Consider the following 26,876-nt stretch of genomic DNA (forward strand, 5'->3'; position numbering starts at 1 on the left):
CGCTCTTCTTCATGCCTTCACCGTGACCGCTTCGTTGACGCTCCTCCGGCCGCCGCGCACCATCCTCGTGTCCTGTACGCGCCGCCTCGGCGACGTGCTGCTGACGACGCCGCTCGTCCGCTCGCTGAAGGCGCGCTGGCCCGACGCGCAGATCGACATGATCGTGTTTCAGGGCACCGAAGGCGTGCTCGAGCACAATCCCGATATCCGCCGTGTGATCACGGTCGCGCAGCGTGCGCGACCGAAAGAGCGCATTGCCGACGCGCTGCGCATTTGGCGCAAGTACGATCTCGCGTGCGCTGCGATCAGTTCCGATCGCGCGCGCTTCTACGCGTTCTTCGCGGGTCGCAGGCGGATCGGGCTCGTCGATCCCGAGCGGCTCACGCGGCTCACGCGCTTCATCCTGAACGGTGTCGTGCTCGACGAGCATCGCGACGTCCATACTGTCACGAGCAATTTGTCGCTTGCCGGCGCGCTCGGCGTGACGCCGTGCGCCGACGTCGTCGCGCCCGGTATCGGCGACGATCCCGCCGCACATGCGCGCTTCGATGCGAAGCTGTACGGGACATCCGCGCTGCTGCGCGACGAGCCGTACGTCGTGTTGCATCCGTATCCGATGTTTCGCTACAAGCGCTGGCGCGAGGACGGCTGGGTTGATCTCGTGCGCTGGGCGCGCAGCCGGGGGCTTGCGGTTGCGCTGAGCGGCGGTCCCGCGCAGGCCGAGTGCGACTATGCGGCGCGGATCGCGCAAGCGGCGGGCGAGCCCGTGTTGAACATGGCAGGCAAACTGTCGTTCGGCGAGAGCGCCGAGATGTTCCGGCGCGCGCGGCTCTTCATCGGCCCGGACACCGGCGCAACGCACGTTGCCGCTGCCTGCGGCGTTCCGACGATCGCCCTCTTCGGGCCGTCGAATCCGACGCGCTGGGGCCCGTGGCCCGCGCATTGGCCGGCCGGTAGCGAGCCGTGGCCGCTGCGAGGCTCGCAGCGGTGCGGCAACGTGTATTTGCTGCAGGGCGAAGGCGATTGCGTGCCGTGCAAGCTCGAAGGTTGCGACCGCCATCTGGACAGCTGGAGTCGATGCCTGACCGAATTGCCGTCGGCCCGCGTGATCGGCGCTGCGGCCGCGATGCTCGGACTCGATGCGGCGAGCGCGCAGACTACTGGCATTGCGATGTCGGTCGACGTCAGCCGGCTCAAGGCGGGCAAGTAGGGCAGCGGCTCCCCGAATCAAACCGGTGCGTCGCAGTGTGCCGCGACGTCAGCGATGTGATTTGTTTCGCTGTGTGTGGACGATCGAGCGTCGGGCGGATCGCGCGTGCGGCGAACGCATCGCGCGACCGAGCCGGTACGAGGATCGAGCGCGGCGCGCGCACGCATGCGGTGAGGTTGGCCGTGTCGTGCGGCACGGCGCCGATTCCGCCCGCGCAGCGGGCGCATGTGTCGACGGGCTATCCGGTCGCCTCGTCGGCGCGGATTTTCCGCGTGTCAGTCGCGCGTCTCTTGCCGCTGAGAAAATCCGAGTTTCAGGAAGCGGTAGTAGACCGTTTCGGCATTGAACATGGCGATCATGAAGCCGGCCCGTCCATCCAAGAAGCCGCGCCGCAGGAGATAGGTGCGCACGAAGGCCCACGCCCCGCGTCCGATGGCCTTCGCCAATCCGCCGCGCTTGCCTGCCGCGCGCCGCTGTGCGGCGCCCGCGCTCGAATATGCGTCAAGCTTGCGCAGCACGGTTTCGAAGTCTTCGTACGAGTAGTGCAGCAGTTTGCCGTCGAGCTTCGCGGACGGCTCGTCGAACACGAGCCGCTCGTGGACGAGATCGTCGGAAAAGCGTGCCGCGCCCCGTTTGAAAAGCCGCGGCAACCAGTCAGGGTACCAGCCGCTGTGGCGCACCCAACTGCCGCAGAAGCTCGACAGCCGGTCGAGCGCATAGACCGGCGCGCGCGGCGCGCGTATCGCCGCCTGGATCGAGGCGGCGAGCTCGGGCGTGACGATCTCGTCGGTGTCGATCGACAGGACCCAGTCGGTGTCGAGCGCGGCCACCGCGCGATTTTTCTGCGGCCCGAAGCCCGGCCAGTCGGCGGCGACCATCACGCGCGCGCCGTGCGCTTTCGCGATGTCGACCGTCGCGTCGGTGCTGCCGCCGTCGACGACGACGATATCGTCGGCGAACGCCAGTGCGTCGAGGCATTCGGCCAGCCGGGCCGCGGCGTTGTGAGCAATGAGGGCGACGCCGAGAGTGGGTTCTGCCATGAAAGCGGTGTCCGAATGCTTGAGGGGCGGTGAGCGCGAGTATACCCGCGTGCCGTTCTTCGGCAGCCGGTGCGATTGCGCAACCCGCTGGGGCTGGCGTGCCGTGCGGGTCCGGCAAAGCAGACGCGATCACCGCGCCGGCTCGCCGGATACCGGCGAGCGCGAACTGCGAACGACTCGAACGGGACAAGCCTTGAACGATCGGAGGATCGATGGGGCGGCGGAGCGGAAGATCGGAGACGGAAGACAGGGCGGGAACAGAAAGCCGGCTGCGGCGATCCGATAGCGGCATCGCCGTCGAATCGACGATTTGTGCCGCCTCAGGCGTTTTTGCCTCTCGACCCGCGAGTTCCGGCGGATTCGGCGCGATGTGCTACCTTTTTCTATGCGCCCGGCACCGACAGCCGGTTGCGCCTTTTCACGGAGAGATTCGATGAAAGCACATCGTACGCTGTGGATTTCGATGCTCGCTGCCGGCGCGCTCGTGTCATCGCTCGCCGCCGCTCAACCTCATGGCCGGGGCGGACCGGGCGACGAACGCCACGGGCCGCCTCCCGGCAGGCATGTCGGGGGCGATCACGGCAAGCGCGGCGAATACGGCGGCCCGCGTCCCGGCGAGCACCGCGGCGACGAAAACGCCGCTTGGCACCGCGGAGATCGTCTGCCGGACGAATACCGGGACCGCCAGTACGTGATCGACGACTGGCGCGGGTACCACCTGTCGCCGCCGCCGCGCGGCTATCACTGGGTCGGGATCGGCGGCGACTACCTGCTCGTGCGCATCTCGACGGGCGTCATTCTCCAGATCGGACCGTAAGCCGGGCCGTCGCGAGGCATGCCGATCGCCGTTTTCCGCGACACAGGGCGCGGCGGCCGATACGGATGCCTCGCACATCCCGTCTGCCGGCGGGTTCGGTGCGGCTCGCCGACGCCATGCCGGCGATGGCGGCGAATCGGAGCGTCGCGTGGCGCAGTGTCGTTCAGCGCTGCTCGGCGCAGCGCCTTTCTCGCATGTCGCCGTTTTCGCTCTTGCCGTTTTCTCTCGTTGGCCGCGGCGTCAATGCTTCGCGAACCAGCGTCGCTCAATTCGCGACATCGTCCAGCCGACCGCCATCGCGCACGCGGTGCCGAGCGTCACTTCGCCTAGCCGCACGAGCGGAATGTCCCACAGCGGGCCTTCGCCCGGAAACAGCAGCACGATCGTCGCGGTGATCGCACCGAGCCGCGCCGCGCTGCCGACGTTCAGACACCAGCAGCAGATGATCGCGGCCACGATCGTGACCGCGTACGCGACGAAGTGGCCGGCGCCCGTCGCCGCGCCGGCGAAGCCGATCAGCCCGCCCACCATCGCGCCGATGAACTGATCGCGCGACAGGTTGATCGTGTCCGCATAGTTGTGCTGCGTGACCGCGATCGCGGTGATCGCCGCCCATACGGCCTGCTCGGTGTGCAGCGCGCGGCCGATTCCATACGCGAGGCATGCGCCGCTCGCGGCCTGAACGGCCATCAGCACGCCCTGCAGCAGGCGCTCCTTGAGCGACAGGCCCTTGAACAGGTCGAGCACCGATTCCTGGATCTGCCGGCGCGCGTCGTTGAAAGCTTTGATGGTTTCCATCTCGGTCAGGCTGGGAGCGGGGAAGGGGCGCCGCCCGCCGGTTCAGCGGAGGACGAACGCGGCGGCGCGCGTCGGCCGCCGCGTCCCGTCGAGCGCGCGGCGCAACGGCGGCGCAGTATCGGCGAGCGACGATGGCCGCCGCGGGAGATGCTCGCTGCCGCATCGACCGCATCGACCGCATCGACCGCATCGCAGACGCATCCTCATGCGGATGCGCCGGCGCGCCCTGCATCGCACCGCGTGCAACGCCGCAGCGGCTGTCGGCGCGTCACTGCGCCGGCTCGGCGCTCGGGCGCTGCGCGTCTTCGGCGAGCGTCGCATCGCGCGTCTCGGGCATCGCGAACCATACGAGCAGCGTCGCCAGCGCGCCTGCGGCGGCGAGCCCGAAGAAGCTCATCGCGTTGCCGAAGTGGTCGGCCGCGAAGCCTGCGAGCGCGGTGCTGAGCGTTGCGCCGACGCCCGCCGCGAGGCCGAAGAGCCCGATGCACAGGTTGTAGCGCCCCTTGCCGCCCGCGACGTCGGCGGCGATGAGCGGCAGCATCACGCCGAACACGGCGGCGCTGATGCCGTCGAGCATCTGCACGGGCACGAGCAGGTACGGGCTCGACACGCCGGCGAACAGCAGTGCGCGCAGCGGCAGCGCGGCGAAGCCGAGCAGCAGGATCGGCCGGCGGCCCCAGCGCTGCGCGGAGCGGCCGACCCACGGCGAGAGCATCGCGACGATCGCCTGCGGGACGATGATGCACGCGGCGATCACGAGCTGCACGTTCTCGCCCATGCCCGCCGTCACTTCGCCCGCGGCGAGGTTCAGCATCGCCGCGTTCGACAGGTGGAACAGCACGACGCACGCGGCGAAGATCAGCATCCGCTTGTCGCGCAGCAGCTCGCGCAGCGTTTCGCGCTCTTCGTCTTCGTCGGTGCCGTCGCGCGGCGCGGATGCGCGCGGCGCCGCGTGATGATGATGGTGCGTCGGCTCGATCATCGCGAGCGCGACGAGCGCGGGCAGCGCGAGCGCCGCCGTCAGCCAGAACACCGCGCGCGCGGAGAAGTACTCGCCCGTGAGCCCCATCAGGCCCGCCGCGACCGCGCTGCCGAGCGACGCCCAGCGCGCGTTGCGGCCGAGCCGGTCGCCGAGGCTCTCGCGGCCGACGAGCGCGAACGAGATCGCCGCCATCGCCGGCACGAGCATGCAGCTCGCGAAGCCATGGAACACCTCGGCCGCGATCACGGGCACGACGGTCGGGCTCGCGGCGAGCAGCACCGCGGACAGGATGATCGCGGCGATCGCCCACGCGGCCGCGCCTTTCTTGTTCTTCAGCGCGTCGACAGCCGCGCCGCCCGGCACCTGGCTCACCATCGCGCTGATCGTGCCGATCGACAGCGCCATGCCGATTTCGCCCTGCGTCCACTTGTGCGAGGCGAGATACGACGCGATGAACGGCCCGAAGCCCGTCTGCACGTTCGCGACGAAAAAGTTGAGCCAGTCGAGGGCGCGCAGGCTCCGCGCGCTGACTGCATGCCGGACCGTCATCGTTTCGCCCCTGCTCGAGCGGCGGCCGGTGCGGCAGCGGGGGCGGCGGGCGCGGCGGGGGCCGCAGGCGAGACGGCGAGGATCGGCTTGTCGCCGGCATAGGGCGGCGACGCCCTCAATTGCGCGTCGCTCAGGTCGAGCAGCGCGCGCAGCGACTTGTCCCTCGGCGCGAAGCGCAGCGCGGACCAGTTCGCGGCTATCGTGTGCCGGTCCGGGTCGACGAGGCCGCCGACGTCGAGCACGACCGCCTGCGGCTGCGCGTCGCGACCGATCAGCACGTCGACGACGCGGCCGACCTTCGCGCCGTTCGGACGCTCGACGTCGGCGTCGATGATCCGCATCTGGCCGGGCTCGGCGCCTGCCTGCGCGGAGCCCGAGAGCGGCACCGTCTTCGGGCGATCGGCGGGCGCGAGTCCCGCGGTGGCCGGCATGTCGAGGACGATCGGCTCCTGCTTGCCGCCCGGCGTGAAACGGAACAGCTTCCACGGGAAGCTGACCTTGCGGTCGCCGACTCCCATGAAGCCTTGCAGGTTCACGAGCATCTCGCGCGGCGCGCCGGCGGCGTCGGCCGTCATGTCGACCGCGCGGCCGATCACCTTGCCGCTGCGCCGCACCTCGCTGTCGAGAAGCGCGTGCACCTGGCTGCGCTCGATCGCGCGCGTCGTCACGAGCGGCGCGGGGGGCGGCGCGGGCCGGGGCACGGGCGGCGCGACACGCGCGGGCTTGCGGCGCGGTGCGGCCTCGCGATGCGGCTTCTTCGGCGCCGTGGTTTCGACGGGCTCGGGCGCGCTCGCGGGCTCGGGCGCCGCGACGGGCTCGCTCGCCGGCTCGACGGGCACGGCGACCGCCTCGACGATGGGCGCGGGCGCTTGCGGCGCGCGCAACAGCGCGCAACCGGACAGCGCGAACATGGCGAGGACGACGGGTGCCGCGGTGGCGACGGGACGGGGGAGACGGAAGGCAGAACGCGGGAATCCGCCGCTCATCAAGAAATACTCCATGTGGACGGGGGGCAGGCCGCATGGGCGCGCCGCCGGCGATGATGGCTGACGCCCGAAGGGCATCGCGGGAGGACAGAGTTTAACCTGTGAAGAATACGGGCCGCGAAACGGTGCCCCATGACGGGCCGGGCGGACGTTTGAATCGAATGGTACGCCCGTGCGGGGCGGTGGGGGAAAGGGAGGGTTTGCGTCGATCGGGGCGGCGGGTGGCGGGCGAATCGTCTTTTGTCTTTCGCCGCCATGTGCCGCTTGTCGTTTGGCGTTTCCCGTCGGTCGATTCCGTCGCGGGCGGCGGCATGCGGCGGCGGTCGCCGCGACGGGGGCTGGGCTCGGCACTCGGCGTGGCGCAGGCGGCGCGTCGATCGTTCTCCTGGGGCGAAAGGCTTGCGGAACTCGGGCGCGGGGCGCCCGGAATTCAATGCCGAACGTCGAACGTCGAACGTCGAACGTCGAACGTCGAACGCCGAACGTCGAACGCCTGGAACCCGGAACCCGAACGTCGGGCGCCATTCTCTGAGCGCCGCGCCGCGCCGCGCCGCGCCGGGCGGGTGCCCGGCGTCCGCTTACACCGTCTCCGGAATCGGATTCCTGAAGCTGACATTCAGCAGATTCCATGCATTGATCGTCGCGATCGCGAAGCCGAGCTCGGCGATCTCGGTATCGGAGAAGTGCGCCTGCAACTGCGCGAATGCCTCGTCGCTCGGGTCCGCGTGCGGAATCCGCGCGACGCTTTCCGCCCATTGCAGCGCGGCGCGCTCGCGCGCGTCGAAGAACGGCGCCTCGCGCCAGCCGGCGACCGCGTTCAGATGCCGCTCGTCGACGCCGAGCTTCACGAGATCGCGCCAGTGCATGTCGATGCAGTATGCGCAGCCGTTGATCTGCGACACGCGCAGGAACACCAGATCGACGAGTCGCTTGCCGAGCGAGCCGCTCCACACGGTTTCGGACAGATGGAGCAGTGCGTTGAACGGCTTTGTTGCGAGCTTCGGATACGGAAGGCGGGGAGCGTGCGACATGATCGATTTCCTCTGAAGGCGGGGCCGCCCGATGCGGCCCGCTTGCCTACAAGACGTGACGCGTCGCGCGTTTGTGACAGGTTGGCGCGAACACGCGATGCACGTCGGCGCGGCGCGGGTCGAAGCCGTTGGCCGTTCGGACGATGCGGTTGTCTTCGATACGTGCCATACCATGCGAGTACGAGCCGAGCCGAGGCGATCCGGGCGGATCGTGGAGACGCGAAGCGGCTCCGGGCCGGGAGCGCGGCGTGCCGAGCCCGGATCGAGCCAAGCCCGCGGAGCCGAGCCGGACGGGGCCGTGCCCGGCTCAACGGCGCGGAGCCGCGACGAACGCCACGCGACCTGGCGGGGGAACGCCCCGCGAAGCGCGACGCAATGCAACGGGCAGCGCGAAAGCACGGCGTGACGCGCGAGACCGCGCCCTACGTGGGGCCCGACGCGCCGCGTCACGGATCGTCACGCGTGACGGGCCGGGATATGCGCGAGCTTGTCCGGATTGCGCACCGCGTAGATCGCGACGATCCGCGCGCCGTCGGTGACGAACGCCTGCGCCGATTCGATCTGTCCGTCGATGAAGCGCAGCAGGCCCGGCTCGCCGTTGATCTGCGCGAGCCGGTACTCGATCCGCCCGGCATGGCGTCTGCCGACGACCCAGTACAGATTCGCGATCCGGAGCGCGCCGCGCAGCACCTTGAAGAACGACGGCACCTTGCCGCCACCGTCGCCGACGAGCTCGACGTCGTCCGCGAGCAGCGCCTGGATCGCGCTGCGCTCGCCGCTTGCCGAGGCCTGCGCGAAGCGCTCGACGAGTTGCCGGTGCCGGTCGCGCGATACGTCGAAGCGCCGGTGTTCCTGCTGCACGCGCGTCGACGCGCGGTGGACGAGCTGCCGGCAGGCAGCCTCGCTCTTGTCGAGCAACTGCGCGATTTCCGCGTAGTCGCGCTCGAACGCCTGACGCAGCAGGAACGCCGCGCGTTCCTCGGGCGACAGGCGTTCGAGCACCCACAGCAGCGCGACCGACAGATCGTCGGCGAATTCGGCCGCGGTCTCGGGCGTGCGCTCGTCGACGTCGACGAGCGGCTCGGGGAGCCACCAGCCGACATAGGTGTCGCGCTGCGCCTTCGCGGCGCGCAGCCGGTCGATCGACAGCCGGGTGACGACCGTGACGAGCCACGCCTCGGGCGAGTCGAGCGCGTCGCGGTCGGCCTGATGCCAGCGCAGCCAGGCGTCCTGCAGCACGTCTTCGGCGTCGGCGCGCGTGCCGAGCATTCGGTACGCGATCGAGAAGAGGCGCGGGCGTAGCGCGGCGAACGGTTCATCGGACGGTGTCGGACGAGAGGTTTCGGTCATGTTCTCGGGTTGGCTCGAAAGCGTGCTTGAGGGCCTGCTTGAATAACTGACGGTTCGAACGATCAAGACGAAGCAGGCGACGTGTTTGTGACAGCAGCGGGCGCCGCGACAGCCGAAGCCCGCCGCTCTTGGGCTGCGCACGGTGCCGGCGCGCCGCTTCGCGTATGCCGCGCGCGCTCATGCCGCGTGCGTGTCGTCGTCCGATGGCGCGGCCGGCTCGGGGGCCGGCGCGTTGTCCGTGCGCGGCCCGCCGCATGCCGCGCGCGCGCGCCGTCGCTCGAAGCCCGAGCCGGGGCCATGTCCGGCCCGTCTTCCGTGCGTGCGCCCACGGCGGCGAACAGCGCGCCGCGCAGCCAGCGATGCGCGGGATCGGCGTGCAGCCGCGGGTGCCACGCGGCGGAGAGCGTGAAGCCGTCGACTTCGATGGGCAGCGGCAGCAGATCGAGCCGGTCGGCGAAGCGCAGCAGGAAGCGCTCGGGCAGCGCGCACACATAGTCGGTTGCGTCGAGCACGAGCGGCGCGAGATGGTACTGCTGCACCGATACCGCGACGACCCGCGAGCGTCCGAGCGCGTGCAGGCGTTCGTCCATGAAGCCGCGCAGGCCGCCGCCGTCGCCCGACACGATCACGTGGCGAAGCGCGCAGTACGCGTCGAGATCGGGCGGCGCGAGGCCGCGCGGATGCCCGTGGCGCTGCGCCATCACGTAGCGCTCGCGCAGCAGCGGGCGTGCGATCGTCGCGCGCGGCACCGCGAAATCGGCTGCGATCAGCAGATCGGCCTCGCCGCGCTCGAGCAGTGCGCCCGCGGCGTTGGCGGGCACATTGCGGAACGCGAGGCGCACGCCCGGCGCATGCGCCGCGACGCGCCGCACGAGATCGAGGCCCGCCATCACGAAGCCGTTGTCGCTCGCGACGATCTGGAACGTGCGTTCGTCGGTCGCGGGATCGAACGCGGCGCCGTGACGCAGCGCGCGGCCTGCAACTCGCGCAGCGCGCCGCGCAACGGGCCCTGCAGCGCGAGCGCCCGCGCGGTCGGCACCATGCCGCGGCCGTTCTTCGCGGGCAGCAGCAGCGGATCGCCGATCAGCTCGCGCAGCCTCGCGAGCTGCGCGGACAACGCCGGCTGGCTCAAATGCAGCCGCGCGGTCGCGCGCGTCACGTTCGCCTCTTCGAGCAGCACGTCGAGTGCGGCGAGCAGCGCGAGGTCGGCGCCGCGCCATTCGGCCGACATATTTCCCATGTAAATGGCTCCAATACGAAGAATCGATTTCAAATATATCAACGGGATGCGCAGACTGTCGCGAGACGCGGTTTCGGTGGCCGCGACCGGACTTTCGAGGGGCATGCGATGAAGACGCACGAAACCGAGCGTCACGCGCTGCGTGCGCTCGCGAGCGCCAATTTCGCGACGGGCAGCATGTCGTACGGCGTCGTGGGCGTACTGCCGTCGCTCGCCGCCGACTGGCGGATCGCGCCGGGGCGCGCGGCGCTGCTGATGGCGGCGTTCTCGATCGCGTTCGCGCTTGGCGCGCCGGTGCTGCAAATGCTGATCGGGCATCCGTCGCCGGCGCGGCGTGCTGATCGCCGGCCTGCTGACGACGTCGCTCGCGACGCTCGCCGGCGCGCTCGCGCCGAGCTTCGGCTGGCTGCTCGCGACGCGGATCGTCGCGGGCATCGGCGCGGGCGCGGTGAGCCCGGTCGCGACGGCGGTCGGCGCCGGGCTCGCGCCGGCCGAGCGGCAGGGCAAGGCGCTCGCGATCGTGTTCGCCGGCGTGACGTTGTCGAGCGTCGTCAGCGCGCCGTTGTCGGCGTGGATCGCGCAGGCGCTCGGCTGGCTCGCCGCCGTCGCGCTCGGCAGCGCCGCGTGGATCGCCGGCACGGTCCGCGATGCTCGCGGTGTTCGCGTGCCTTGCCGCGCTCGCGGCGACCGGCTTCGGAGGCGACGCTCGGCTCGTTGCGGCGCTCGCGCTGCTCATGCCCTGGGCGCTGATGCAGGACCTGTTCTATCCGTCGCAACTGCGGCGCGTCGTTGGTCTCGAGCCGCATTGCCGGGGGATGGCGCTCGCGCTCAATTCGTCGGGCATCTTCGCGGGCATCTCGCTCGGTTCGGCGCTCGGCGGGCGCGTCGCCGACACATGGGGCGTCGGCCTGCTCGCGCCGACGTCGGCGGCGCTGACGGTCGCCGCGCTGATTGCATTTGGCATTTCGCGGCGGTATGCGGGCGAGCCGCGCGCGAGTGCGGCTGCGAGTGCTGCTGCGAGTGCTGCTGCGAGTGCGGCGGGCACGCGAGCCGCCGGATGACGCGCGAATCGGCGGCGCGCGAGCCGGAGTCCATTGACGGTGCTCGCCCTCGCTCGTCGCGCGGCGTCATCCGTTCGGCGCCGCACGCCGCCAGACGAGCCGGGCGTGCTTGAGCGCGCCGTTCAGCCGCAGCGGCGTGGGCGTGCCGAGATGCAGCGCGTCGCCGGTCGGCTCGACGATGCGCGTCTGAATCCGGCCGAGCCAGTTCGGGAACAGCGATACGGCCATTTCGTGCGACAGCGCGCACGTCGCTTCGTCGACGAAGAACCGTCCCGCGTACGCAAGGTACGTGCGCCCCGCGCGCGCGTATTCGGCTGGGGTGCCGCGATACGGATCGTCGCCGGAGAACGGCGCGCGGGTGCGCGCTTGCAACTGCGCGGACATGTAGCCGTCGGCCGTATAGACGATGAAGCCGAGCGGCGCATCGCCGAACGGCGCGTCGCGCACGCCGGTTTGCGCGTCGATCTCGACGTACGACTCGAGCGTCCATGCGCCGAGCAGTCGTTGCCTGAGGTTGCGTGCTTCGTTCATCGAAGGCTCCTCGTGCGAATCGCCGCCGACACGCACCGCCGCGCGCGCGGGTGCGGGCGACGGCGGGCGCGGCCATGCCGGCGGCGCCCGCCTGCTACTTCGGCGGCAGCGAGCGGACGAACTCGAGCGCCGCGGCGATCAGGCTGCGGCGCAACGCGTCGTTGCCGTACGCGGCGGGCGCGGCGCGCACCCAGCCCTGCATCGGCCTGCCGCGCGAAGTCATCCGGACGATGCCCGGGCGCTGCAGCGCCCAGCCGTCATTGTCCTTGCCGAGCCTGACGAGCAGGCCATCGCCGCGTGCGCAGCACAGCAGGTGGCCGCCGAGCAGCCAAGCCCGGCCGCCGAACATCGCTTTCGCGACGACGTTGTGCTCGTATTTCAGTTCGTCTTCGACGAGCGCTTCGAGTCCGGGATCGCGAGCCATTCGACGGTTTCGTTCCTGGCGGGACGCGGCGTGCGGCCCGCGCCGGCAAACGTGCAGACGCACGCCGGCATGCTTCATCGTAGTGCGTGGACGGCGCGGCGCAAATGGACGCGCGCGCGGTGGGGGGCGTTCGCGCGGCGAGTGCTCGCTCGCGGCGGGCCGCGCGGCTTGACGGCGAAGCCGGGGGCGAGTGATGTCGTCCCGGGCGGTCGACGAAAAAGCGCTGCTCGGCGCGCGCGGGATAGTCGATCATCGACCGCGAACCGCGAACCGCGAACCGCGAACCGCGAACCGCGAACCGCGAACCGCGAACCGCGAACCGCGAACCGCGAACCGCGAACCGCGAACCGCGAACCGCGAACCGCGAACCGCGTGCTGCGTACCGCAAAGGGCACGCGGCGATCAAATGCCAGCCGCCCGATGCCGACGATGCTCCCAACATGCCAAACGCCAAACGCCAAACGCCAAACGCCAAACGCCAAACGCCAAACGCCAAACGGCACTCGCCACCGAACGCCGCCGCAGCGGGCGGGCATCGCCTCCGCCGCGGCGCTGGTCGCGCGGCGTCAATAGCCGTGGGTGACGAGCGACAACACCGATAGATCCGGATGCGTGCCGTCGACGATGCTGCGGCCGATCGACACCGCTTCGTGGAACGCCTCGTCGGCGCTGCGAAAGCTCTCTTCGCCATCCGCGTGAAACGGCACCGTATGGCCGGGCAGGGCCGGATCGGCCCCCGGATGGCACACATAGCCGGCGTACGTGTAGCGGTTCGCGTCGGTTTGCGTCGGGGTCGGCGACACGTGGATCTCGAAGCCTTCGTAATCGACCTGTCGAGACGGAAGCGGCGGCTCGGACATGGCTGTCTCCCAGGCCGCGCCCGGCATGCACTGCGCCCGTTGCGCGGCCGTCATTTGGTCGTTGTCCTTTGAAGGAAATTCTAGGCGATGCGAAGCGCGGCGGCGCGTGCGGCGCAGCGTGCGAGGCGGGGGCGAGGGCGGTGGCGGAACGAGGGCGACATGGACCGCGATCGTCGCCGTCGTCACGGGCGCGCCGCGGGCCGTGCGCGTCGGCTGCCGTTCGACCATCGCGCCGCCGGCTGGCCGCCAGCCAGCCGTCCTCCCGTTACCCGCCGCCCGGCCGCCGCCGCGTCGCGCGGGCACGTCGCATGCTGCGCGACGGATTCGTTCGCGGCAGGAGACGCTATGCGCCCCGAATTTTCTCGAAGCGTGGCGTGGGGCGACCTGTCGCCGCCGGACGACGACGGCCGGATTGGCGGCGACGATGGCGTTCCGCTCGAAGCGGAGCGGATCGAACACCGAATCGAACTCGGCGGGCCGCGCGACGGCACGCGCGACAGGCGACGCGCGACAGGCGACGCGCGACAGGCGGCGTGCAGCCCGCGCCGATGGCACCGTTCGGCAGTTCCGGTGCGGCGCCGGGCGGTGCCTCCGGCGGAGGCCGATCAATCGGGCGGATTGTCACATGACGGCCGTCGCTTGCCGTGCGCGCGCCTATGCGCATCGTTGGGACAACGAACGTCGGCCGCATTCGATCGAACGAAGTCGCGAGTCGGAGGCCCGCGGTTGTGGCGAGCCAACGCGGGAGGGCAGAGGCGCGCGCGTCGTCGACGATCGCGGTGTACCGAAAAATGCAGGCAATGCGGGCGTTCGATTCGTCTTTTGTCGATTAGTGGGCCGCTTCTAGGTCGCTCTTTGACCATGGGTATGTTTCGACATAGAACCTACACGGAAGCAAACAGTGAAGCGTCGCGACGGCCCGATGAGGAGACGCCGTGAAAAAATCGAAAGCGCTTTGGCGGATCGCATTGCTGTTGGCGATGATCGGCGTGGCGGTGGCAGGATGGCGATACGTATCGCCGTCGCAGACGGCCGTCGCCCGGCCCGTGCGATCCGACGCGGTGTCCGACGCGCGCGGCGGTGCGCTTGCGGATGCGGCAGACGAGACGCGGGCCGATGCCGGCCCCTCCGAGCGCAGGCTGGATCTCGCCGCACTGCGAAAGAGTCTCGCCGGCCGCGACGATGCGCAGGCGCAACTGCAGCGCATCGTCGCATTCACCCGCTTTCGCGACCGGATCGCGGCATACGGCGAAGGCAGGAACAGCATGCCGGCCGCGGAGCGGGCGCGCCTGGCCCGTCAGATTCTTGCGGAACTGCCCGAACACGTCGCGCGCAACGAAATTGTTCCCGTGCAGGCCGAGGCGCTCAGTGCCGCATTGCTTGCGGACGCAACGGCGGATTCCGACACGCGCGGCGCGGCCATCCAGTCGATGCGGCAGCAGTGGGACGCGTACGCCCGGCAGACCGTGGGGCCGTCGCCCGCCAGCGATCCGCGTTATCTGGCCTATGCGCGGCAGAGCCGGGACATCGTCCGGCAGGTTCAGGCGAGCGGCTCCGATCCCGATCAGCAACAGGCCGTCATCGCGCAACGCTTGCAGGCGCTGCGCGTTCAACTGTTCGACCAGACGTCCCGATCCGATACCCGCTGAGCGAACCGCGGCCGCGTTGCCGTTCGAGTGCGCGCGCCGCGGACAACCGATCGATACCGATGGAGGAGAGCATGTCCGTTCGCGAATGTCTCGAATGCCTGTGCGTTGCCGGCCTGCTGAGCGTGGCGGCCGTCGATGCCGATGCAGCCGCTGCGGCGACGCAGGACCCGTCGATTCCCTATTATTCGTGGTACGAAGTGACGCTGCCGGAAAGCAGCGGCGCGTCGTGCGGCAACGGCACGCCGATGCGCTTCTATATCAATCGCGCGCAATCGGACAATTTGCTCTACATGATGGAGCCGGGCGGCGCATGCTGGGATCACGGCACCTGCACCGAAACCGCGACCGGAGCCGAGGCGGGGCTCGGCGCGTTCAATCCCGACGGCATCCCCCACAACTACGTGAACGGCACCGTGCAGCAGAGCCTGAAGTCGTCGTTCCTATCGCCGCTGATGACGCGGATGGACCTCGCGCACATCCTCGTCGGCGAGCCGAAGGTCGAGACGCAGGAGTGGACGCAGGTGTTCGTTCCGTACTGCACGGGCGACATCCATATGGGCAGTGCGGTGCGCAGCTATGTGTCGCCGTCGGGCGACTGGCGGATTCAACACTACAGCGGCCTGAAAAACGTCCGGGTGATCGCGCAGTGGCTCGTCGATCACGGATTCGGCAAGCCGAGCCGGCTGCTCGTGTACGGAACGAGCGCGGGCGGCTACGGCACCCTCGGCAACTACGCGACGCTGCGCGCCACGTTGCAGCCGCAACGGCACAGCTCGCTGCTCGACGACGCGGGCACCGTTTTCAATACGCGCTTCGGCGCCGACCCGGCGGCGTACCCGTCCGTCGGCCTGTACGACAAGGTGCGCGACGAATGGGGGATGACGGCGCCTGACGGCATGATCACGATCAACAGCCAGCTGACCCGCAACTTCGATCCGGGCAACATGGGCAGCGCGTATGCGGCGCTATCGGCGACCTATCCGCACGATCGCTTCGGTTATACGACGTACCGGCGCGACAGGATCATCGCGGCCTACCATTACCGTCCTTTCGTGCCGGCGGTGATCGCGGCGCCGGACGACGCGACCAAGGACGCACTGTCGCTCGCGATGTTCGACCGCGAACTGAGCGATCTGAAGCAGATGCTGAATCCGTTGCCGAACTTCGGCTATTTCATCCCGTGGGCGCGCGACGACTTCATGGGCAACCATCAGGTGACGGCCGTCAGCTTCACGGGATCGGGCATCCACGAGAACGGCATCGACGCGGACGTCGGCACGTTCGTCGCCGATCTGCTCAATCAACAGGACCCGGCGGACGCGCCCGTCATGAAGGCATACCGGACCGAGCAATGGTCGGACTTCACGTTCTCGACCTTTCTTGCGTGGATCGACAGCATCTTCAACCTGACCGGCGAAGCCGGGCCGGTTTCCGGACATCGATCCTGAACGGGCGGCGCGGAAGCCGGCGGCGCGAATCGTCCGGCGTGCGCGACGCTATCGCGTTGCGGCGGCGTTTGCCTCGCGCGCGAGCAATACGCCCGCTGCGCCGTGCGCGGGTTGCGGGCGTGAGCGCATACGCGCGCAAGGCGGCGGTCGGCTCGTTTCGCGAGCGGTTGTCGCGCCGCGGCGCGTCATTTCTTCTCGGGCAGGAACCAGTTCATCACGAGCGCGCAGATGCCGCCTGTCGCGACGCCCGATTCGAGCACGTTCTTGAGCGCGTGCGGCAGGTTCGCGAGAATCTCCGGCACCTGCGACACGCCGAGCCCGAGGGCGAGCGAGACGGCGATGATCAGCAGCGCGCGGCGGTCTAGCCGGATGCCGGCGAGGATGTTGATGCCGGACGCGGCCACCGCGCCGAACATCACCATCGCGGCGCCGCCCAGCACGGGCTCGGGCACCGCTTGCAGGACGCCCGCGACGACGGGAAACAGGCCGAGCAGCACGAGCATGCCCGCGATCCAGATGCCGACATGGCGGCTCGCGATGCCGGTGAGCTGGATCACGCCGTTGTTCTGCGCGAAGACGGAGCTCGGGAACGTGTTGAAGACGCCGGCGAGCAGCGAGTTCGCGCCGTTCACGAGCACGCCGCCCTTGATGCGGCGCATCCACAGCGGCCCCTCGACGGGCTGCCGCGAGATCTTGCTCGTGGCCGTGACGTCGCCGATCGCCTCGAGCGACGTGACGAGATAGATGATCAGCATCGGCACGAAGAGTGACCATGAGAAGCCGAGGCCGAAGTGCAGCGGCGTCGGGATCTGGAACAGCGCGGCTTCGCGCGCGCCGGTGAAGTCGAGGCGGCCCATCGCGGCGGCCGCGAGATAGCCGATCGCGAGCGCGATGACGAGCGCGGTGCTGCGCACCCAGACGACGGGCACGCGGTTGAGCACGATGATGGTGCCGAGCACGAGCCCCGACAGCGTCAGGTTTTCGGCGCTGCCGAAGCTGCCCTTGGCGATCGCGCCGTAGCCGCCGCCCATGCTGACGAGGCCGACCTTGATCAGCGTGAGGCCGATCAGCAGCACGACGATGCCGGTGACGAGCGGGGTGATCAGGCGCTTGACGAAGGGCAGGATGCGCGACACGGCCATCTCGACGAACGAGCCGGCGATGACGACGCCGAAGATCGCGGCCATCACGGTTTCGACGGGCGTGCCTTGCTTGACCATCAGGCTGCCGCCTGCGATGAGCGGGCCGACGAAGTTGAAGCTCGTGCCCTGGACGATCAGCAGGCCGGCGCCGAGCGGGCCGAAGCGCTTGCACTGGACGAAGGTCGCGATGCCGGAGATCACGAGCGACATCGACACGATCAGCGTCGTGTCGCGGCTCGCCACGCCGAGCGCCTGGCAGATCAGCAGGCCGGGCGTGACGATCGGCACGAGGATGGCGAGCAGATGTTGCAGCGCGGCGACGAAGGCGACCGTCGGCGCGGGGCGATCGTCGGGGCCGTAGACGAGATCGTGGGCCGATTCGGCGTGGTCGGCGCCGTGGGAAGCGGGTGGGGCAAGGGGGGCGGGTTGCATCGCGAAAGAGCCGGTGCGGTGGAAAGGCGGGATTTTAACGGAAGCGGTGACGGCGGCCGGCAGACGGTGGCGGTCCGGCGGTCGGTTTGCCCGTGAGCCGCGCGCGCCCGGTGCGGCGCATCACCGGCATCGATGGCGGCCGCGTGCGCAGCGGGGATCGGGCCGCGCCGCCGCGCGAGGCGTCGGGCGTAAGCGCGGTGCGGCCGGACAGGCCTACATCAGCACGATGTCGTACTGCTCCTGACTCAAATTCGACTCCACCTGCAACGACACCGGCTTGCCGATGAAGTCGATCAGCATCGCGAGATGCTGCGACTCCTCGTCGAGAAAGAGGTCGATCACCTGCTGCGACGCGATCACGCGAAACTCGCGCGGATTGAATTGCCGCGACTCGCGCAGGATCTCGCGCAGGATGTCGTAGCACACGGTGCGCGACGTCTTCACCTGGCCCTTGCCCTGGCACGTCGGGCAAGGCTCGCACAGCACGTGCGCGAGCGATTCGCGCGTGCGCTTGCGCGTCATCTCGACGAGCCCCAACTGCGAGAAGGTGTTCACCGTCACGCGCGTGCGGTCGCGCGAGAGCGCCTTCTTCAGCTCGGCGAGCACCGCGTCGCGATGCTCGGCGTTCTCCATGTCGATGAAATCGATGATGATGATCCCGCCGAGATTGCGCAGCCGAAGCTGCCGCGCGATCGTGTGCGCCGCCTCGAGATTCGTCTTGAAGATCGTGTCGTCGAAGTTGCGCGCGCCGACGTAGCCGCCCGTGTTCACGTCGATCGTCGTCATCGCTTCCGTCTGGTCGATCATCAGGTAGCCGCCCGACTTCAGGTCGACGCGGCGCGACAGCGCGCGCTGGATCTCGGCCTCGATGTTGTACAGGTCGAACAGCGGCCGCTCGCCGGTGTAGTGGTGCAGCTTCGGGCTCACGGCCGGCGTGAACTCGGCCGCGAAATCGACGAGCCGCTGGTGCGTCTCGCGCGAATCGACCTGGATGCGCGTCGTGTCGTCGTTCGCGAAGTCGCGCAGCACACGCTGCGCGAGGTCGAGATCCTGATACAGCAGGCTCGTCGGCGGCACCCGCTGGCCCTGCGCGACGATCGTCGCCCACGTCTTGCGCAGGTACGCGACGTCGGCGGCGAGCTCGTCGGACGTCGCGTCCTCGGCGATCGTGCGCACGATGTAGCCGCCTTTCTCGTCGGCCGGGATCACCGCGGTCAGCCGCGCGCGCACCGCCTCGCGCTCGGCCTCGCTTTCGATCTTCTGCGAGATGCCGATGTGCGGCTCCTGCGGCAGGTAGACGAGGGTGCGCCCCGCGATGCTGATCTGCGTCGACAGCCGCGCGCCCTTCGTGCCGATCGGGTCCTTGATCACCTGGACCATCAGCGTCTGGCCCTCGAACACGATCTTCTCGATCGGATGGTGCGCCGCGGCAGCGGGCGCGTCGCCCGCGCGCGGCTGCCAGATGTCGGCGACGTGCAGGAACGCCGCGCGCTCGAGCCCGATGTCGATGAACGCCGACTGCATGCCCGGCAAAACGCGCACGACCTTGCCGAGATAGATGTTGCCGACGCGTCCGCGCGACAGCGTGCGCTCGACGTGAAGCTCCTGCACCGCGCCTTGTTGGACGAGCGCGACCCGCGTTTCCTGCGGCGTGATGTTGATCAGGATCTCTTCGTTCATGGTGCGATAGGGCGGTTCAGAAGGCGACGTGCGCCGCGCGCAGCAGCGCCGCGGCCTCAAAAAGGGGCAGACCCATGATACCTGAATGGGAGCCGTCGATTCGCTCGACGAATTCGGCCGCGCGCCCCTGGATCGCGTACGCGCCCGCCTTGCCGAACGGCTCGCCGGTTTCGACGTAGCGCGCGAGCGCGTCGCGCGTCGCGGGGGCGAAGCGGACCGCCGAGCGCGACAGCGCGGGCGGCATCAGCTCGCCCGTCGCGTCGATCACGGCGAGCGCCGTCAGCACGTCGTGCGTGCGGCCGGCGAGGCGCGCGAGCATCGCGAGCGCGTCGGCTGCGTCGGCGGGCTTGCCGAGGATCGCGCCGTCGAGCGTCACCGTCGTGTCGGCGACGAGCACGGGCGCGGCAGGCTTGCCGCTCGCGACGAGCCGCGCGCGTGCGGCTTCCGCCTTCGCGACGCACACGCGCAGCACGTAATGGTCGGGCGCCTCGCCCGGCAGCTCGGCTTCGAGCGCTTCGGCGTCCTCATCGGGCGTGGGCGCGAGCAGCGCGTAGCGCACGCCGAGCTGGTCGAGCAGTTCGCGGCGCCGGGGGCTTTGCGAGGCGAGGTAGACGAACGGGTAGGACGGGGCGGCGGTGCGGTCGGGCATCTTCTCGGTAGTCTCGATGAGCGCGTGCGCGGCGCGTCGGGACGACGGCCGCTACGCGCGATGGTAGGGGTGATTCTGCGTGATGCTCCACGCGCGGTAAAGCTGCTCGGCGAGCAGCACGCGGACCATGCCGTGCGGCAGCGTGAGGCTCGACACGCGCAGCAGCAGCTCGGCGCGCGACTTGAGCTGCGGGTCGAGCCCGTCGGCGCCGCCGATCACGAACGCGACGTCGCGTCCGTCCTGCTGCCATGCGGGCAGCGCCTGTGCGAGCTGCATCGTGGTCCAGTCGCGGCCGCGCTCGTCGAGCGCGACGACGCGCGCGTTCTTCGGCAGCGCGGCTTCGATCCGCTGCCTCTCGGCGGCCATCACGCTGTCGGCCGTGCGCGAGCCCGAGCGCAGCTCGGGCTTCACTTCGCGCAGCTCGATCCGCAGCTCGGGCGGCATCCGCTTCGCGTATTCGTCGAAGCCGGTCGCGATCCAGCCGGGCATCTTGTGGCCGACCGCGACGATGTGCAGTTTCATGACGGCGAAAGCAAGGAAAGCGACTGCAATGAACGTGACAAGACGGCGCGCGGCGCGTTCAGCGGCGGCGCGCGGCCGTCGTCTTGCGGGCCGGGCGGGTCGCGGGGGCCCCGTCTTCGTCCGGCTCGTCGTCATCCGCGCCTTCGGCCGCGCGCGCGCCGCGCGCGTTCGCCGCCGGGCCGCCGAGCTTCATCCGCACGGGCTTGTCGCCCCAGATCTCCTCGAGGTTGTAGTACTGGCGCAGCGCCGGCTGCAGGATGTGGACGACCGCGTCGCCGCAGTCGACGAGCACCCATTCGCCCGTGTCCTCGCCCTCGGAGCTGACGACATCGCCGCCCGCTTCCTTGACCTTGTCGCGCACGTTCGACGCGAGCGCCTTCGTCTGTCGGTTCGACGTGCCGGACGCGACGATCACGCGGTCGAACAGCTCGGTCAAATGGCTCGTGTTGAAAACTTTGATGTCTTGCGCCTTGACGTCTTCGAGAGCGTCGACGATCACGCGCTGGAGTTTGCGAATGTCCATGGAATCAGGGATGGTAGAGACGGTGTTGGAGAATATAGGCCCAGACGGCGGGGCTCACGTGCTCGGCCGATGCGTCGGGTACCTGCGCGTGGCGCGCGATGCAGGCGCGCAGGTGCGCGCGGATGTCGGTCGCGGCGACGTCGAGCGCGAGCGTCGTGTCGATCAGAAGACGTCCGGCGGGCGTCGCCCGCAGCACGTCCGCGCTCGCCTGCCGGCTCGCGATCTCCGCCGCGACGGCGGGCGACGCCGCCGCGAAGTCGAAGCCCGGCCGCGTCGCCGCGCATACGTGCGCGAAGTCGAAGAGGCGGCGCCAGTCGCGCCACGTGTCGAGGCGCACGAGTTGATCCGCGCCGATCAGCAGCGACAGCGACGCGTCGGCGCCGAGACGCTCGCGCCAGCGTTCGAGCGTCTCGACGGTGTAGGTCGGCCCGGCGTGCTCGATCTCGTCGGTCGCGACGCTGACGGCCACGCCCGGCAGCACGAGCGAGCCCGCCGCCGCGCGGGTCATCGCGAGCCGGTGCTCGGCCGCCGACACGTCCTGCTTCTGATAGGGCTGGCCGGCCGGCATCAGCACGAGCTCGGTCAGGCGCAGCACGTCGGCGAAGCGGCGCGCGAGCGCGAGATGGCCGTCGTGAATCGGGTCGAACGTGCCGCCGAGGATGCCGATGCGGCGCGGCAGCGCGGGCAGGCCGGCGGGCTCGGCGTTTGGCGCAAAGCCTTGCGGAGCGGCCACTCGGCCGGTGGCGGAGCGACTCATGCCCAGTCGCGCGGCACGAGGAAATCGCTGTAGAGGCGGGCTTCCGGCGTGTCCGGGGCCGGGTGCCAGTCGTAGCGCCAGCCCGCCGTCGGCGGCATCGACAGCAGGATCGACTCGGTGCGGCCGCCGCTTTGCAGCCCGAACAGCGTGCCGCGGTCGAACACCAGGTTGAATTCGACGTAGCGGCCGCGCCGTTGCGTCTGGAACGCGCGCTCGCGCTCGCCGTACGGCATGTCGCGGCGGCGCTCGACGATCGGCAGGTACGACGGCAGGAACGCGTCGCCGACGCTTTGCAGCATTTCGAACGAGCGTTCGAAGCCGAGCTCCGAGAAGTCGTCGAAGAAGATGCCGCCGATGCCGCGCGCTTCGTTGCGGTGCTTCAGGAAGAAATAATCGTCGCACCACTTCTTGAAACGCGGGTACAGCTCGGCGCCGAACGGATCGAGCGCCGCGCGGCACGTGCGATGGAAGTGCCGCGCATCCTCTTCGAAGCCGTAGATCGGCGTCAGATCCATGCCGCCGCCGAACCAGAACACGGGCGCCTCGCCCGGCTTCGTCGCGATCAGCATCCGCACGTTCATGTGGACGGTCGGGCAGTACGGGTTGCGCGGGTGCAGCACGAGCGACACGCCGAGCGCCTCGAAGCCGCGCCCGGCGAGCTGCGGGCGCGACGCGCTCGCCGAAGGCGGCAGCGCGTCGCCCGCGACGTCGGAAAAGCCGATGCCCGCGCGCTCGAAGAAGCCGCCTTCCTCGAGAATGCGCGTGCAGCCGCCGCCGCGCAGCCGCTCGCCGGGGCTGCGCTGCCACGCGTCGGCGGAAAGCGGCGTGCCGTCGAAGGCGCCGAGCGCGTCGGCTATGCGCGTCTGCAGCCCTTGCAGGTACGCGCGTACTCGGTTGACGTCGTAAGTCGAATCGGTCATCGATGTGGGGCGGCATCCGCGTGACGGACGCCGTCGAAAAATGCTTCTGCCGGGCATTCTAGCGAACCCCGGCAGAGGAGAGGGCGCGCCGGCCGAAAGCCGGTGCGCGAGAAGCGGCGCGCGCGCGTCAGACCGTCTTGCGATTGAGCGCGCGGTAGCCGATGTCGCGGCGATACTGCATGCCCTCGAAGTTGATCTGGTTGATCGTTTCGTACGCGGCCTGCTGCGCGCCGCGCACCGAATCCGCGAGGCCGACGACGCACAGCACGCGCCCGCCCGACGTGACGAGCTTGTCGCCGTCGAACGTCGTGCCCGCGTGGAACGTCACCGAATGCGCCGTTTCGGCCGGGATGCCGTTGATCCGGTCGCCCTTGCGCGGCGCATCGGGGTAGCCGTGCGCGGCGAGCACGACGCCGAGCGCCGTGCGGCGGTCCCATTCGAGCTCGACCGCATCGAGCGTGCCCGCGATCGCCTGCTCGACGACCTTCGAGAAATCGCTCTTCAGGCGCGCCATGATTGGCTGCGTTTCGGGGTCGCCCATCCGGCAGTTGAATTCGAGCGTGCGCGGATTGCCGTCGCGGTCGATCATCAGGCCCGCGTACAGGAAGCCCGTGAAGCGGATGCCGTCCTTCTCCATCCCGCGCACGGTCGGCATGATGATCTCGCGCATCACGCGCGCATGCATCTGCGGCGTGACGATCGGGGCGGGCGAGTACGCGCCCATGCCGCCCGTGTTCGGGCCGCGGTCCTCGTCGAGCAGGCGCTTGTGATCCTGGCTCGACGCGAGCGCGAGCGCGTGCTTGCCGTCGACCATCACGATGAAGCTCGCTTCCTCGCCGTCGAGGAACGCCTCGATCACGACGCGCGCGCCCGCGTCGCCGAGCTTGTTGCCGGAGAGCATCATGTCGACGGCGGCGTGCGCTTCCTCCAGCGTCATCGCGACGACGACGCCCTTGCCCGCCGCGAGGCCATCGGCCTTCACGACGATCGGCGCGCCCTTCGAATCGATGTACGCGTGCGCGGCGGCCGCGTCGGTGAACGTCTCGTAGTCGGCGGTCGGAATGCCGTGGCGCTTCATGAACGCCTTGGCGAAATCCTTCGAGCTTTCGAGCTGCGCCGCTTCCTTCGTCGGGCCGAAGATCTTCAGGCCGCGCGCGCGGAAATGGTTGACGATGCCCGCCGCGAGCGGCGCTTCCGGGCCGACGAGCGTGAACGCGACGCCCTCGGATTCGGCGAAATCGGCCAGATCGTCGAGCGAGCTCAGATCGACGTTCTTCAGGCGCTCGTCCTGCGCGGTGCCGCCGTTGCCGGGCGCAACGTAGACGAGCTGGACGCGCGGCGACTGGGCGAGCTTCCAGGCGAGCGCATGTTCGCGGCCGCCGGAGCCGACGACGAGTAGTTTCATGGGATTCCCCGCAGACTAGAAAATAGGGCGGCCGGCGCGCGCGAGGCGGGCCGGCCGCGAGAAACGGCCGCGGCCGCCGTCTTTCGCACGGAAGGGCGGCCGCGCAACGCTCATTCCTCGATGACGACGGCGTTCGTGTAGACGTCCTGCACGTCGTCGAGATTCTCGAGCGCGTCCAGGAGCTTTTGCATCTTCACCGCGTCCTCGCCGGTGAACTCGATCTCGTTCTGCGGCTTCATCGTCACTTCTGCGAGCTCCGCCTTGAAGCCGCCGGCTTCGAGCGCGTCCTTCACCTTCGAGAATTCCTGCCAGTCGCACAGCACTTCGATCGAGCCGTCGTCGTTCGTGTTGACGTCGTTCGCGCCCGCCTCGAGCGCCGCTTCCATCAGCGCGTCTTCCGACGTGCCCGGCGCGAACAGGAACTGGCCGACGTGATCGAACATGAACGCGACCGAACCGTCGGTGCCCATGTTGCCGCCGAACTTCGAGAACGCGTGGCGCACTTCGGCGACCGTGCGGGTGCGGTTGTCGGTCAGCGTGTCGACGATGATCGCCGCGCCGCCGATGCCGTAGCCTTCGTAGCGGATCTCCTCGTAGTTCGCGCCGTCCGCGCCGCCGACGCCGCGGTCGATCGCGCGCTTCACGTTGTCCTTCGGCATGTTCGCGTCGGCTGCCTTGTCGACCGCGAGGCGCAGGCGCGGGTTCGAGTTCGCGTCGCCGCCGCCGAGGCGCGCGGCCACCTGGATTTCCTTGATGAGGCGCGTCCAGATCTTGCCGCGCTTCGCATCGGCCGCCGCTTTCTTATGCTTGATGTTGGCCCATTTCGAGTGACCAGCCATACTTTTCTCCGTGCGCCCGCGCGCATCCCGCGCCGGCGTCTAGCAATGTGTCTGTCGTTGAGTCCGGCGGCCGCGTGAGCGGGCGAATGCCGCTTGGACCGCGCGTTGTCGAGTGGAACGAGATTTTATCACGCGCCGATGCGCCGATCGGCGGCCGAACGACACCCCGGGGCGCGGCTGCGAATCGTCCGCGAATCGTTCGCGTGCCGGGGCGAGCCGCGCGCGAGCGCGGCGGGGCGCGCCATGCGCCGGCTGCGGTCGCCGGTTTCGCTCGCGGGGGCGGTCAGTTCTTCGTGCCGAACAGGCGGTCGCCCGCGTCGCCCAGGCCCGGGACGATGTACGCGTGGTCGTCGAGGTGCGAGTCGAGCGACGCCACATAGAGCTTCACGTCCGGGTGCGCGTCCTGGAACACCTGCACGCCTTCGGGCGCGGCGACGAGCGCGAGGAACATGATCCGCTCGCCCGGCACGCCTCGGCGCTTGAGCACGTCGATCGCATGCGCGGCCGAGTAGCCCGTCGCGACCATCGGGTCGCACAGGATGAAGATCCGGTCTTCGAGGTCGGGCAGCCGCACCAGGTATTCGACCGGGCGGTGGTCGTCGGCGCGGTACACGCCGATGTGGCCGACGCGCGCCGACGGAATCAGCTCGAGCAGCCCGTCCGACATGCCGACGCCCGCGCGCAGCACGGGCACGATCGCGAGCTTCTTGCCGGCGATCACGGGCGCGTCGATCTCGACGAGCGGGGTTTCGACCCGCTTCGTCGTGATCGGCAGGTTGCGGGTGATCTCGTAGCCCATCAGCAGCGTGATCTCGCGCAGCAGTTCGCGGAACGTACGCGTGGACGTGTCCTTGTCGCGCATGTGCGTGAGTTTGTGCTGGATCAGCGGATGGTCGAGGATGAAGAGATTCGGAAAACGGCTGTCCTGTTTCATGGAAGCGGCGGCTCAAAGGATTCTGGGACGGCGGGCGTGCCGGGGCGGCACGCCGCGCGCGCGACAGCCGCAAGTTTACCGAAGATGGGCGCGCGCGATCCGGATATTATCGGCGTTTCGTGCGCGCTCCGGGCGCGCGTTCGGCCGCAGCCGGCTCGGCCGCGAGCGCGCGGCGTCGCGCGGCCGCGCCAGCGACGGTTTTCGTCACGCAGGCATCGACAAGGAACACGTTCAATGGATCTGGGAATCGCAGGACGGACCGCGCTCGTGTGCGCGGCCAGCAAGGGCCTCGGGCGCGGCTGCGCGCAGGCGCTCGCCGCCGAGGGCGCGCGGCTCGTGATCGTCGCGCGCACGCGCGAGACGCTCGAGGCCGCCGTGGCCGACATTCGCGCGAGGACGGGCGCCGACGTAACGGCCGTCGCATGCGACATCACGACGCCCGAAGGGCGCGCCGCCGCGCTCGCCGCGTGCCCGCAGCCGGACATTCTGGTGACGAACGCGGGCGGCCCGCCGCCCGGCGACTTCCGCGATTTCTCGCACGACGACTGGATTCGCGCGCTCGAGGCGAACATGCTGACGCCGATCGAGCTGATTCGCGCGAGCATCGACGGGATGATCGCGCGCCGCTTCGGGCGCATCGTCAACATCACGAGCTCGGCCGTGAAGGCGCCGATCGACGTGCTCGCGCTGTCGAACGGCGCGCGCTCGGGGCTCACCGGCTTCGTCGCCGGACTCGCGCGCAAGGTCGCCGAGCACAACGTGACGATCAACAACCTGCTGCCGGGCCTCTTCGACACCGACCGGATCGCGACGACGCTCGCCGCCGCGGCGAAGGCGCAGGGCGCGACCGTCGACGAACTGCGCGCGCGGCGCACGAGGGAAATCCCGGCGAAGCGCCTCGGCACGCCCGACGAGTTCGGCGCGGCGTGCGCGTTCCTGTGCAGCGTCCACGCGGGCTACATCACCGGCCAGAACTGGCTGCTCGACGGCGGCGCGTATCCCGGCACGTTTTGAAACCGATTTGAGCCGGTCGCCGGGAGCCCGTAAAGTAGCGGGGCGGCATGCCCGCGCGCCGGCCGGCGTTGCCCGTTCGGCGT

General features: G+C 69.7%; 25 protein-coding genes and 3 pseudogenes. 8 read left to right on the forward strand and 20 right to left on the reverse strand.

Features of this window, described 5'->3' with window-relative positions:
• Positions 1 to 34 precede the first annotated feature (34 nt).
• Positions 35 to 1,210: a putative lipopolysaccharide heptosyltransferase III gene (gene rfaQ, locus BTH_RS17260; RefSeq protein ID WP_009892320.1), complete on the forward strand. Its 1,176-nt coding sequence runs from the start codon at positions 35 to 37 to the stop codon at positions 1,208 to 1,210.
• 275 nt (positions 1,211 to 1,485) lie between these two features.
• On the opposite strand, the gene BTH_RS17265 is transcribed toward rfaQ, so the two are convergent.
• Positions 1,486 to 2,250, reverse strand: coding sequence for a glycosyltransferase family 2 protein (locus BTH_RS17265; RefSeq protein WP_009892318.1), 765 nt, complete (start codon positions 2,248 to 2,250; stop codon positions 1,486 to 1,488).
• Between the two features lie 433 nt (positions 2,251 to 2,683).
• On the opposite strand from BTH_RS17265, the gene BTH_RS17270 reads away from it, so the two are divergent.
• Positions 2,684 to 3,067: an RcnB family protein gene (locus tag BTH_RS17270; protein ID WP_009892315.1), complete on the forward strand. Its 384-nt coding sequence runs from the start codon at positions 2,684 to 2,686 to the stop codon at positions 3,065 to 3,067.
• Positions 3,068 to 3,307: 240 nt separating this feature from the next.
• Here BTH_RS17270 and BTH_RS17275 read toward each other — a convergent pair whose 3' ends face one another.
• From BTH_RS17275 to BTH_RS17300, 6 genes and pseudogenes are all read right to left on the reverse strand, one after another.
• Positions 3,308 to 3,865, reverse strand: a complete 558-nt coding sequence (locus BTH_RS17275; RefSeq protein ID WP_009892313.1) for an FUSC family protein — start codon at positions 3,863 to 3,865, stop codon at positions 3,308 to 3,310.
• A gap of 268 nt (positions 3,866 to 4,133) precedes the next feature.
• A complete protein-coding gene (locus tag BTH_RS17280) occupies positions 4,134 to 5,396 on the reverse strand; it encodes an MFS transporter (protein ID WP_009892312.1) in 1,263 nt (420 codons plus the stop codon).
• Complete coding sequence (locus BTH_RS17285; protein ID WP_025369483.1) at positions 5,393 to 6,382, reverse strand: photosystem reaction center subunit H; 990 nt, start codon at positions 6,380 to 6,382, stop codon at positions 5,393 to 5,395. The genes BTH_RS17280 and BTH_RS17285 overlap by 4 nt, the downstream gene beginning before the upstream one ends.
• 578 nt (positions 6,383 to 6,960) lie before the next feature.
• Complete coding sequence (locus tag BTH_RS17290; RefSeq protein ID WP_009892309.1) at positions 6,961 to 7,413, reverse strand: carboxymuconolactone decarboxylase family protein; 453 nt, start codon at positions 7,411 to 7,413, stop codon at positions 6,961 to 6,963.
• Between the two features lie 456 nt (positions 7,414 to 7,869).
• Complete coding sequence (locus BTH_RS17295) at positions 7,870 to 8,763, reverse strand: RNA polymerase sigma-70 factor (RefSeq protein WP_009892307.1); 894 nt, start codon at positions 8,761 to 8,763, stop codon at positions 7,870 to 7,872.
• Positions 8,764 to 9,023: 260 nt separating this feature from the next.
• Positions 9,024 to 10,003 (reverse strand): annotated as a pseudogene (locus BTH_RS17300) (LysR family transcriptional regulator); the annotation flags it as partial.
• 334 nt (positions 10,004 to 10,337) lie between these two features.
• Between BTH_RS17300 and BTH_RS35210 the strand changes: the two are divergent.
• Both BTH_RS35210 and BTH_RS35215 read left to right on the forward strand, forming a co-directional pair.
• Positions 10,338 to 10,571 (forward strand): annotated as a pseudogene (locus BTH_RS35210) (MFS transporter); the annotation flags it as partial.
• 79 nt (positions 10,572 to 10,650) lie between these two features.
• Positions 10,651 to 11,064: an MFS transporter gene (locus BTH_RS35215; protein ID WP_009892304.1), complete on the forward strand. Its 414-nt coding sequence runs from the start codon at positions 10,651 to 10,653 to the stop codon at positions 11,062 to 11,064.
• 66 nt (positions 11,065 to 11,130) lie between these two features.
• On the opposite strand, the gene BTH_RS17310 is transcribed toward BTH_RS35215, so the two are convergent.
• The 3 genes from BTH_RS17310 to BTH_RS17320 all read right to left on the reverse strand — a co-directional run bounded on the left by BTH_RS17310 (position 11,131) and on the right by BTH_RS17320 (position 12,879).
• Positions 11,131 to 11,595, reverse strand: coding sequence for a lipocalin-like domain-containing protein (locus tag BTH_RS17310; protein WP_009892303.1), 465 nt, complete (start codon positions 11,593 to 11,595; stop codon positions 11,131 to 11,133).
• Between the two features lie 94 nt (positions 11,596 to 11,689).
• Complete coding sequence (locus BTH_RS17315; RefSeq protein WP_009892301.1) at positions 11,690 to 12,019, reverse strand: TfoX/Sxy family protein; 330 nt, start codon at positions 12,017 to 12,019, stop codon at positions 11,690 to 11,692.
• A 566-nt stretch (positions 12,020 to 12,585) separates the two neighbouring features.
• Positions 12,586 to 12,879 carry a hypothetical protein gene (locus tag BTH_RS17320; protein ID WP_009892299.1) on the reverse strand — a complete coding sequence of 98 codons (294 nt, stop codon included), beginning with the start codon at positions 12,877 to 12,879 and terminating at the stop codon, positions 12,586 to 12,588.
• Positions 12,880 to 13,814: 935 nt separating this feature from the next.
• On the opposite strand from BTH_RS17320, the gene plcR reads away from it, so the two are divergent.
• Positions 13,815 to 14,528 carry a phospholipase C accessory protein PlcR gene (gene plcR, locus BTH_RS17325; RefSeq protein WP_011401938.1) on the forward strand — a complete coding sequence of 238 codons (714 nt, stop codon included), beginning with the start codon at positions 13,815 to 13,817 and terminating at the stop codon, positions 14,526 to 14,528.
• A gap of 71 nt (positions 14,529 to 14,599) precedes the next feature.
• Positions 14,600 to 15,976, forward strand: a complete 1,377-nt coding sequence (locus tag BTH_RS17330; RefSeq protein WP_025369481.1) for a pectin acetylesterase-family hydrolase — start codon at positions 14,600 to 14,602, stop codon at positions 15,974 to 15,976.
• Positions 15,977 to 16,161: 185 nt separating this feature from the next.
• Here the strand turns inward: BTH_RS17330 and BTH_RS17335 are convergent, their stop codons facing one another.
• Complete coding sequence (locus tag BTH_RS17335; protein WP_009892294.1) at positions 16,162 to 17,550, reverse strand: uracil-xanthine permease family protein; 1,389 nt, start codon at positions 17,548 to 17,550, stop codon at positions 16,162 to 16,164.
• On the opposite strand from BTH_RS17335, the pseudogene BTH_RS31305 reads away from it, so the two are divergent.
• Positions 17,515 to 17,607, forward strand: a pseudogene (locus tag BTH_RS31305) (translation elongation factor 2); the annotation flags it as partial. The gene BTH_RS17335 and the pseudogene BTH_RS31305 overlap by 36 nt on opposite strands.
• Before the next feature lie 156 nt (positions 17,608 to 17,763).
• Here the strand turns inward: BTH_RS31305 and rng are convergent.
• The 9 genes from rng to upp form a co-directional block, all read right to left on the reverse strand.
• On the reverse strand, positions 17,764 to 19,230 hold the full coding sequence (gene rng / locus BTH_RS17340; RefSeq protein WP_009892293.1) for a ribonuclease G: 1,467 nt from the start codon (positions 19,228 to 19,230) through the stop codon (positions 17,764 to 17,766).
• Positions 19,231 to 19,246: 16 nt separating this feature from the next.
• On the reverse strand, positions 19,247 to 19,879 hold the full coding sequence (locus BTH_RS17345) for a Maf family protein (RefSeq protein ID WP_009892291.1): 633 nt from the start codon (positions 19,877 to 19,879) through the stop codon (positions 19,247 to 19,249).
• Positions 19,880 to 19,930: 51 nt separating this feature from the next.
• The gene (rlmH, locus tag BTH_RS17350; RefSeq protein ID WP_009892289.1) at positions 19,931 to 20,401 is read right to left on the reverse strand and encodes a 23S rRNA (pseudouridine(1915)-N(3))-methyltransferase RlmH; all 471 of its coding nucleotides are present in this window, start codon (positions 20,399 to 20,401) and stop codon (positions 19,931 to 19,933) included.
• Between the two features lie 58 nt (positions 20,402 to 20,459).
• A complete protein-coding gene (gene rsfS / locus BTH_RS17355) occupies positions 20,460 to 20,924 on the reverse strand; it encodes a ribosome silencing factor (protein WP_009892287.1) in 465 nt (154 codons plus the stop codon).
• Positions 20,925 to 20,928: 4 nt separating this feature from the next.
• Positions 20,929 to 21,681, reverse strand: coding sequence for a nicotinate-nucleotide adenylyltransferase (locus BTH_RS17360; RefSeq protein WP_011401940.1), 753 nt, complete (start codon positions 21,679 to 21,681; stop codon positions 20,929 to 20,931).
• Positions 21,678 to 22,601: an oxygen-dependent coproporphyrinogen oxidase gene (gene hemF, locus BTH_RS17365; RefSeq protein ID WP_009892282.1), complete on the reverse strand. Its 924-nt coding sequence runs from the start codon at positions 22,599 to 22,601 to the stop codon at positions 21,678 to 21,680. The genes BTH_RS17360 and hemF overlap by 4 nt, the downstream gene beginning before the upstream one ends.
• 127 nt (positions 22,602 to 22,728) lie before the next feature.
• The gene (purD, locus tag BTH_RS17370) at positions 22,729 to 24,006 is read right to left on the reverse strand and encodes a phosphoribosylamine--glycine ligase (protein ID WP_009892280.1); all 1,278 of its coding nucleotides are present in this window, start codon (positions 24,004 to 24,006) and stop codon (positions 22,729 to 22,731) included.
• 110 nt (positions 24,007 to 24,116) lie between these two features.
• Complete coding sequence (locus BTH_RS17375; RefSeq protein ID WP_009892278.1) at positions 24,117 to 24,845, reverse strand: YebC/PmpR family DNA-binding transcriptional regulator; 729 nt, start codon at positions 24,843 to 24,845, stop codon at positions 24,117 to 24,119.
• Positions 24,846 to 25,128: 283 nt separating this feature from the next.
• On the reverse strand, positions 25,129 to 25,779 hold the full coding sequence (gene upp / locus BTH_RS17380; protein WP_009892273.1) for a uracil phosphoribosyltransferase: 651 nt from the start codon (positions 25,777 to 25,779) through the stop codon (positions 25,129 to 25,131).
• A 234-nt stretch (positions 25,780 to 26,013) separates the two neighbouring features.
• Here upp and BTH_RS17385 point away from each other — a divergent pair, with 234 nt between their 5' ends.
• Entirely contained in the window at positions 26,014 to 26,793 is a 780-nt protein-coding gene (locus BTH_RS17385) for an SDR family oxidoreductase (RefSeq protein WP_009892270.1), read from the forward strand.
• Positions 26,794 to 26,876: the final 83 nt, after the last annotated feature.

This window comes from Burkholderia thailandensis E264 (assembly GCF_000012365.1).
Lineage (GTDB): Bacteria > Pseudomonadota > Gammaproteobacteria > Burkholderiales > Burkholderiaceae > Burkholderia > Burkholderia thailandensis.

What these genes read in the sequence shown, in the direction of transcription:
- BTH_RS17265 (WP_009892318.1), bottom strand. Translation starts at nt 2,250, where the DNA reads ATGGCAGAACCCACTCTCGGCGTCGCCCTCATTGCTCACAACGCCGCG.
- BTH_RS17270 (WP_009892315.1), top strand. Translation starts at nt 2,684, where the DNA reads ATGAAAGCACATCGTACGCTGTGGATTTCGATGCTCGCTGCCGGCGCG.
- BTH_RS17275 (WP_009892313.1), bottom strand. Translation starts at nt 3,865, where the DNA reads ATGGAAACCATCAAAGCTTTCAACGACGCGCGCCGGCAGATCCAGGAA.
- BTH_RS17280 (WP_009892312.1), bottom strand. Translation starts at nt 5,396, where the DNA reads ATGACGGTCCGGCATGCAGTCAGCGCGCGGAGCCTGCGCGCCCTCGAC.
- BTH_RS17285 (WP_025369483.1), bottom strand. Translation starts at nt 6,382, where the DNA reads ATGAGCGGCGGATTCCCGCGTTCTGCCTTCCGTCTCCCCCGTCCCGTC.
- BTH_RS17290 (WP_009892309.1), bottom strand. Translation starts at nt 7,413, where the DNA reads ATGTCGCACGCTCCCCGCCTTCCGTATCCGAAGCTCGCAACAAAGCCG.
- BTH_RS17295 (WP_009892307.1), bottom strand. Translation starts at nt 8,763, where the DNA reads ATGACCGAAACCTCTCGTCCGACACCGTCCGATGAACCGTTCGCCGCG.
- BTH_RS35215 (WP_009892304.1), top strand. Translation starts at nt 10,651, where the DNA reads ATGCTCGCGGTGTTCGCGTGCCTTGCCGCGCTCGCGGCGACCGGCTTC.
- BTH_RS17310 (WP_009892303.1), bottom strand. Translation starts at nt 11,595, where the DNA reads ATGAACGAAGCACGCAACCTCAGGCAACGACTGCTCGGCGCATGGACG.
- BTH_RS17315 (WP_009892301.1), bottom strand. Translation starts at nt 12,019, where the DNA reads ATGGCTCGCGATCCCGGACTCGAAGCGCTCGTCGAAGACGAACTGAAA.
- BTH_RS17320 (WP_009892299.1), bottom strand. Translation starts at nt 12,879, where the DNA reads ATGTCCGAGCCGCCGCTTCCGTCTCGACAGGTCGATTACGAAGGCTTC.
- BTH_RS17330 (WP_025369481.1), top strand. Translation starts at nt 14,600, where the DNA reads ATGTCCGTTCGCGAATGTCTCGAATGCCTGTGCGTTGCCGGCCTGCTG.
- BTH_RS17335 (WP_009892294.1), bottom strand. Translation starts at nt 17,550, where the DNA reads ATGCAACCCGCCCCCCTTGCCCCACCCGCTTCCCACGGCGCCGACCAC.
- rng (WP_009892293.1), bottom strand. Translation starts at nt 19,230, where the DNA reads ATGAACGAAGAGATCCTGATCAACATCACGCCGCAGGAAACGCGGGTC.
- BTH_RS17345 (WP_009892291.1), bottom strand. Translation starts at nt 19,879, where the DNA reads ATGCCCGACCGCACCGCCGCCCCGTCCTACCCGTTCGTCTACCTCGCC.
- rlmH (WP_009892289.1), bottom strand. Translation starts at nt 20,401, where the DNA reads ATGAAACTGCACATCGTCGCGGTCGGCCACAAGATGCCCGGCTGGATC.
- rsfS (WP_009892287.1), bottom strand. Translation starts at nt 20,924, where the DNA reads ATGGACATTCGCAAACTCCAGCGCGTGATCGTCGACGCTCTCGAAGAC.
- BTH_RS17360 (WP_011401940.1), bottom strand. Translation starts at nt 21,681, where the DNA reads ATGAGTCGCTCCGCCACCGGCCGAGTGGCCGCTCCGCAAGGCTTTGCG.
- hemF (WP_009892282.1), bottom strand. Translation starts at nt 22,601, where the DNA reads ATGACCGATTCGACTTACGACGTCAACCGAGTACGCGCGTACCTGCAA.
- purD (WP_009892280.1), bottom strand. Translation starts at nt 24,006, where the DNA reads ATGAAACTACTCGTCGTCGGCTCCGGCGGCCGCGAACATGCGCTCGCC.
- BTH_RS17375 (WP_009892278.1), bottom strand. Translation starts at nt 24,845, where the DNA reads ATGGCTGGTCACTCGAAATGGGCCAACATCAAGCATAAGAAAGCGGCG.
- upp (WP_009892273.1), bottom strand. Translation starts at nt 25,779, where the DNA reads ATGAAACAGGACAGCCGTTTTCCGAATCTCTTCATCCTCGACCATCCG.
- BTH_RS17385 (WP_009892270.1), top strand. Translation starts at nt 26,014, where the DNA reads ATGGATCTGGGAATCGCAGGACGGACCGCGCTCGTGTGCGCGGCCAGC.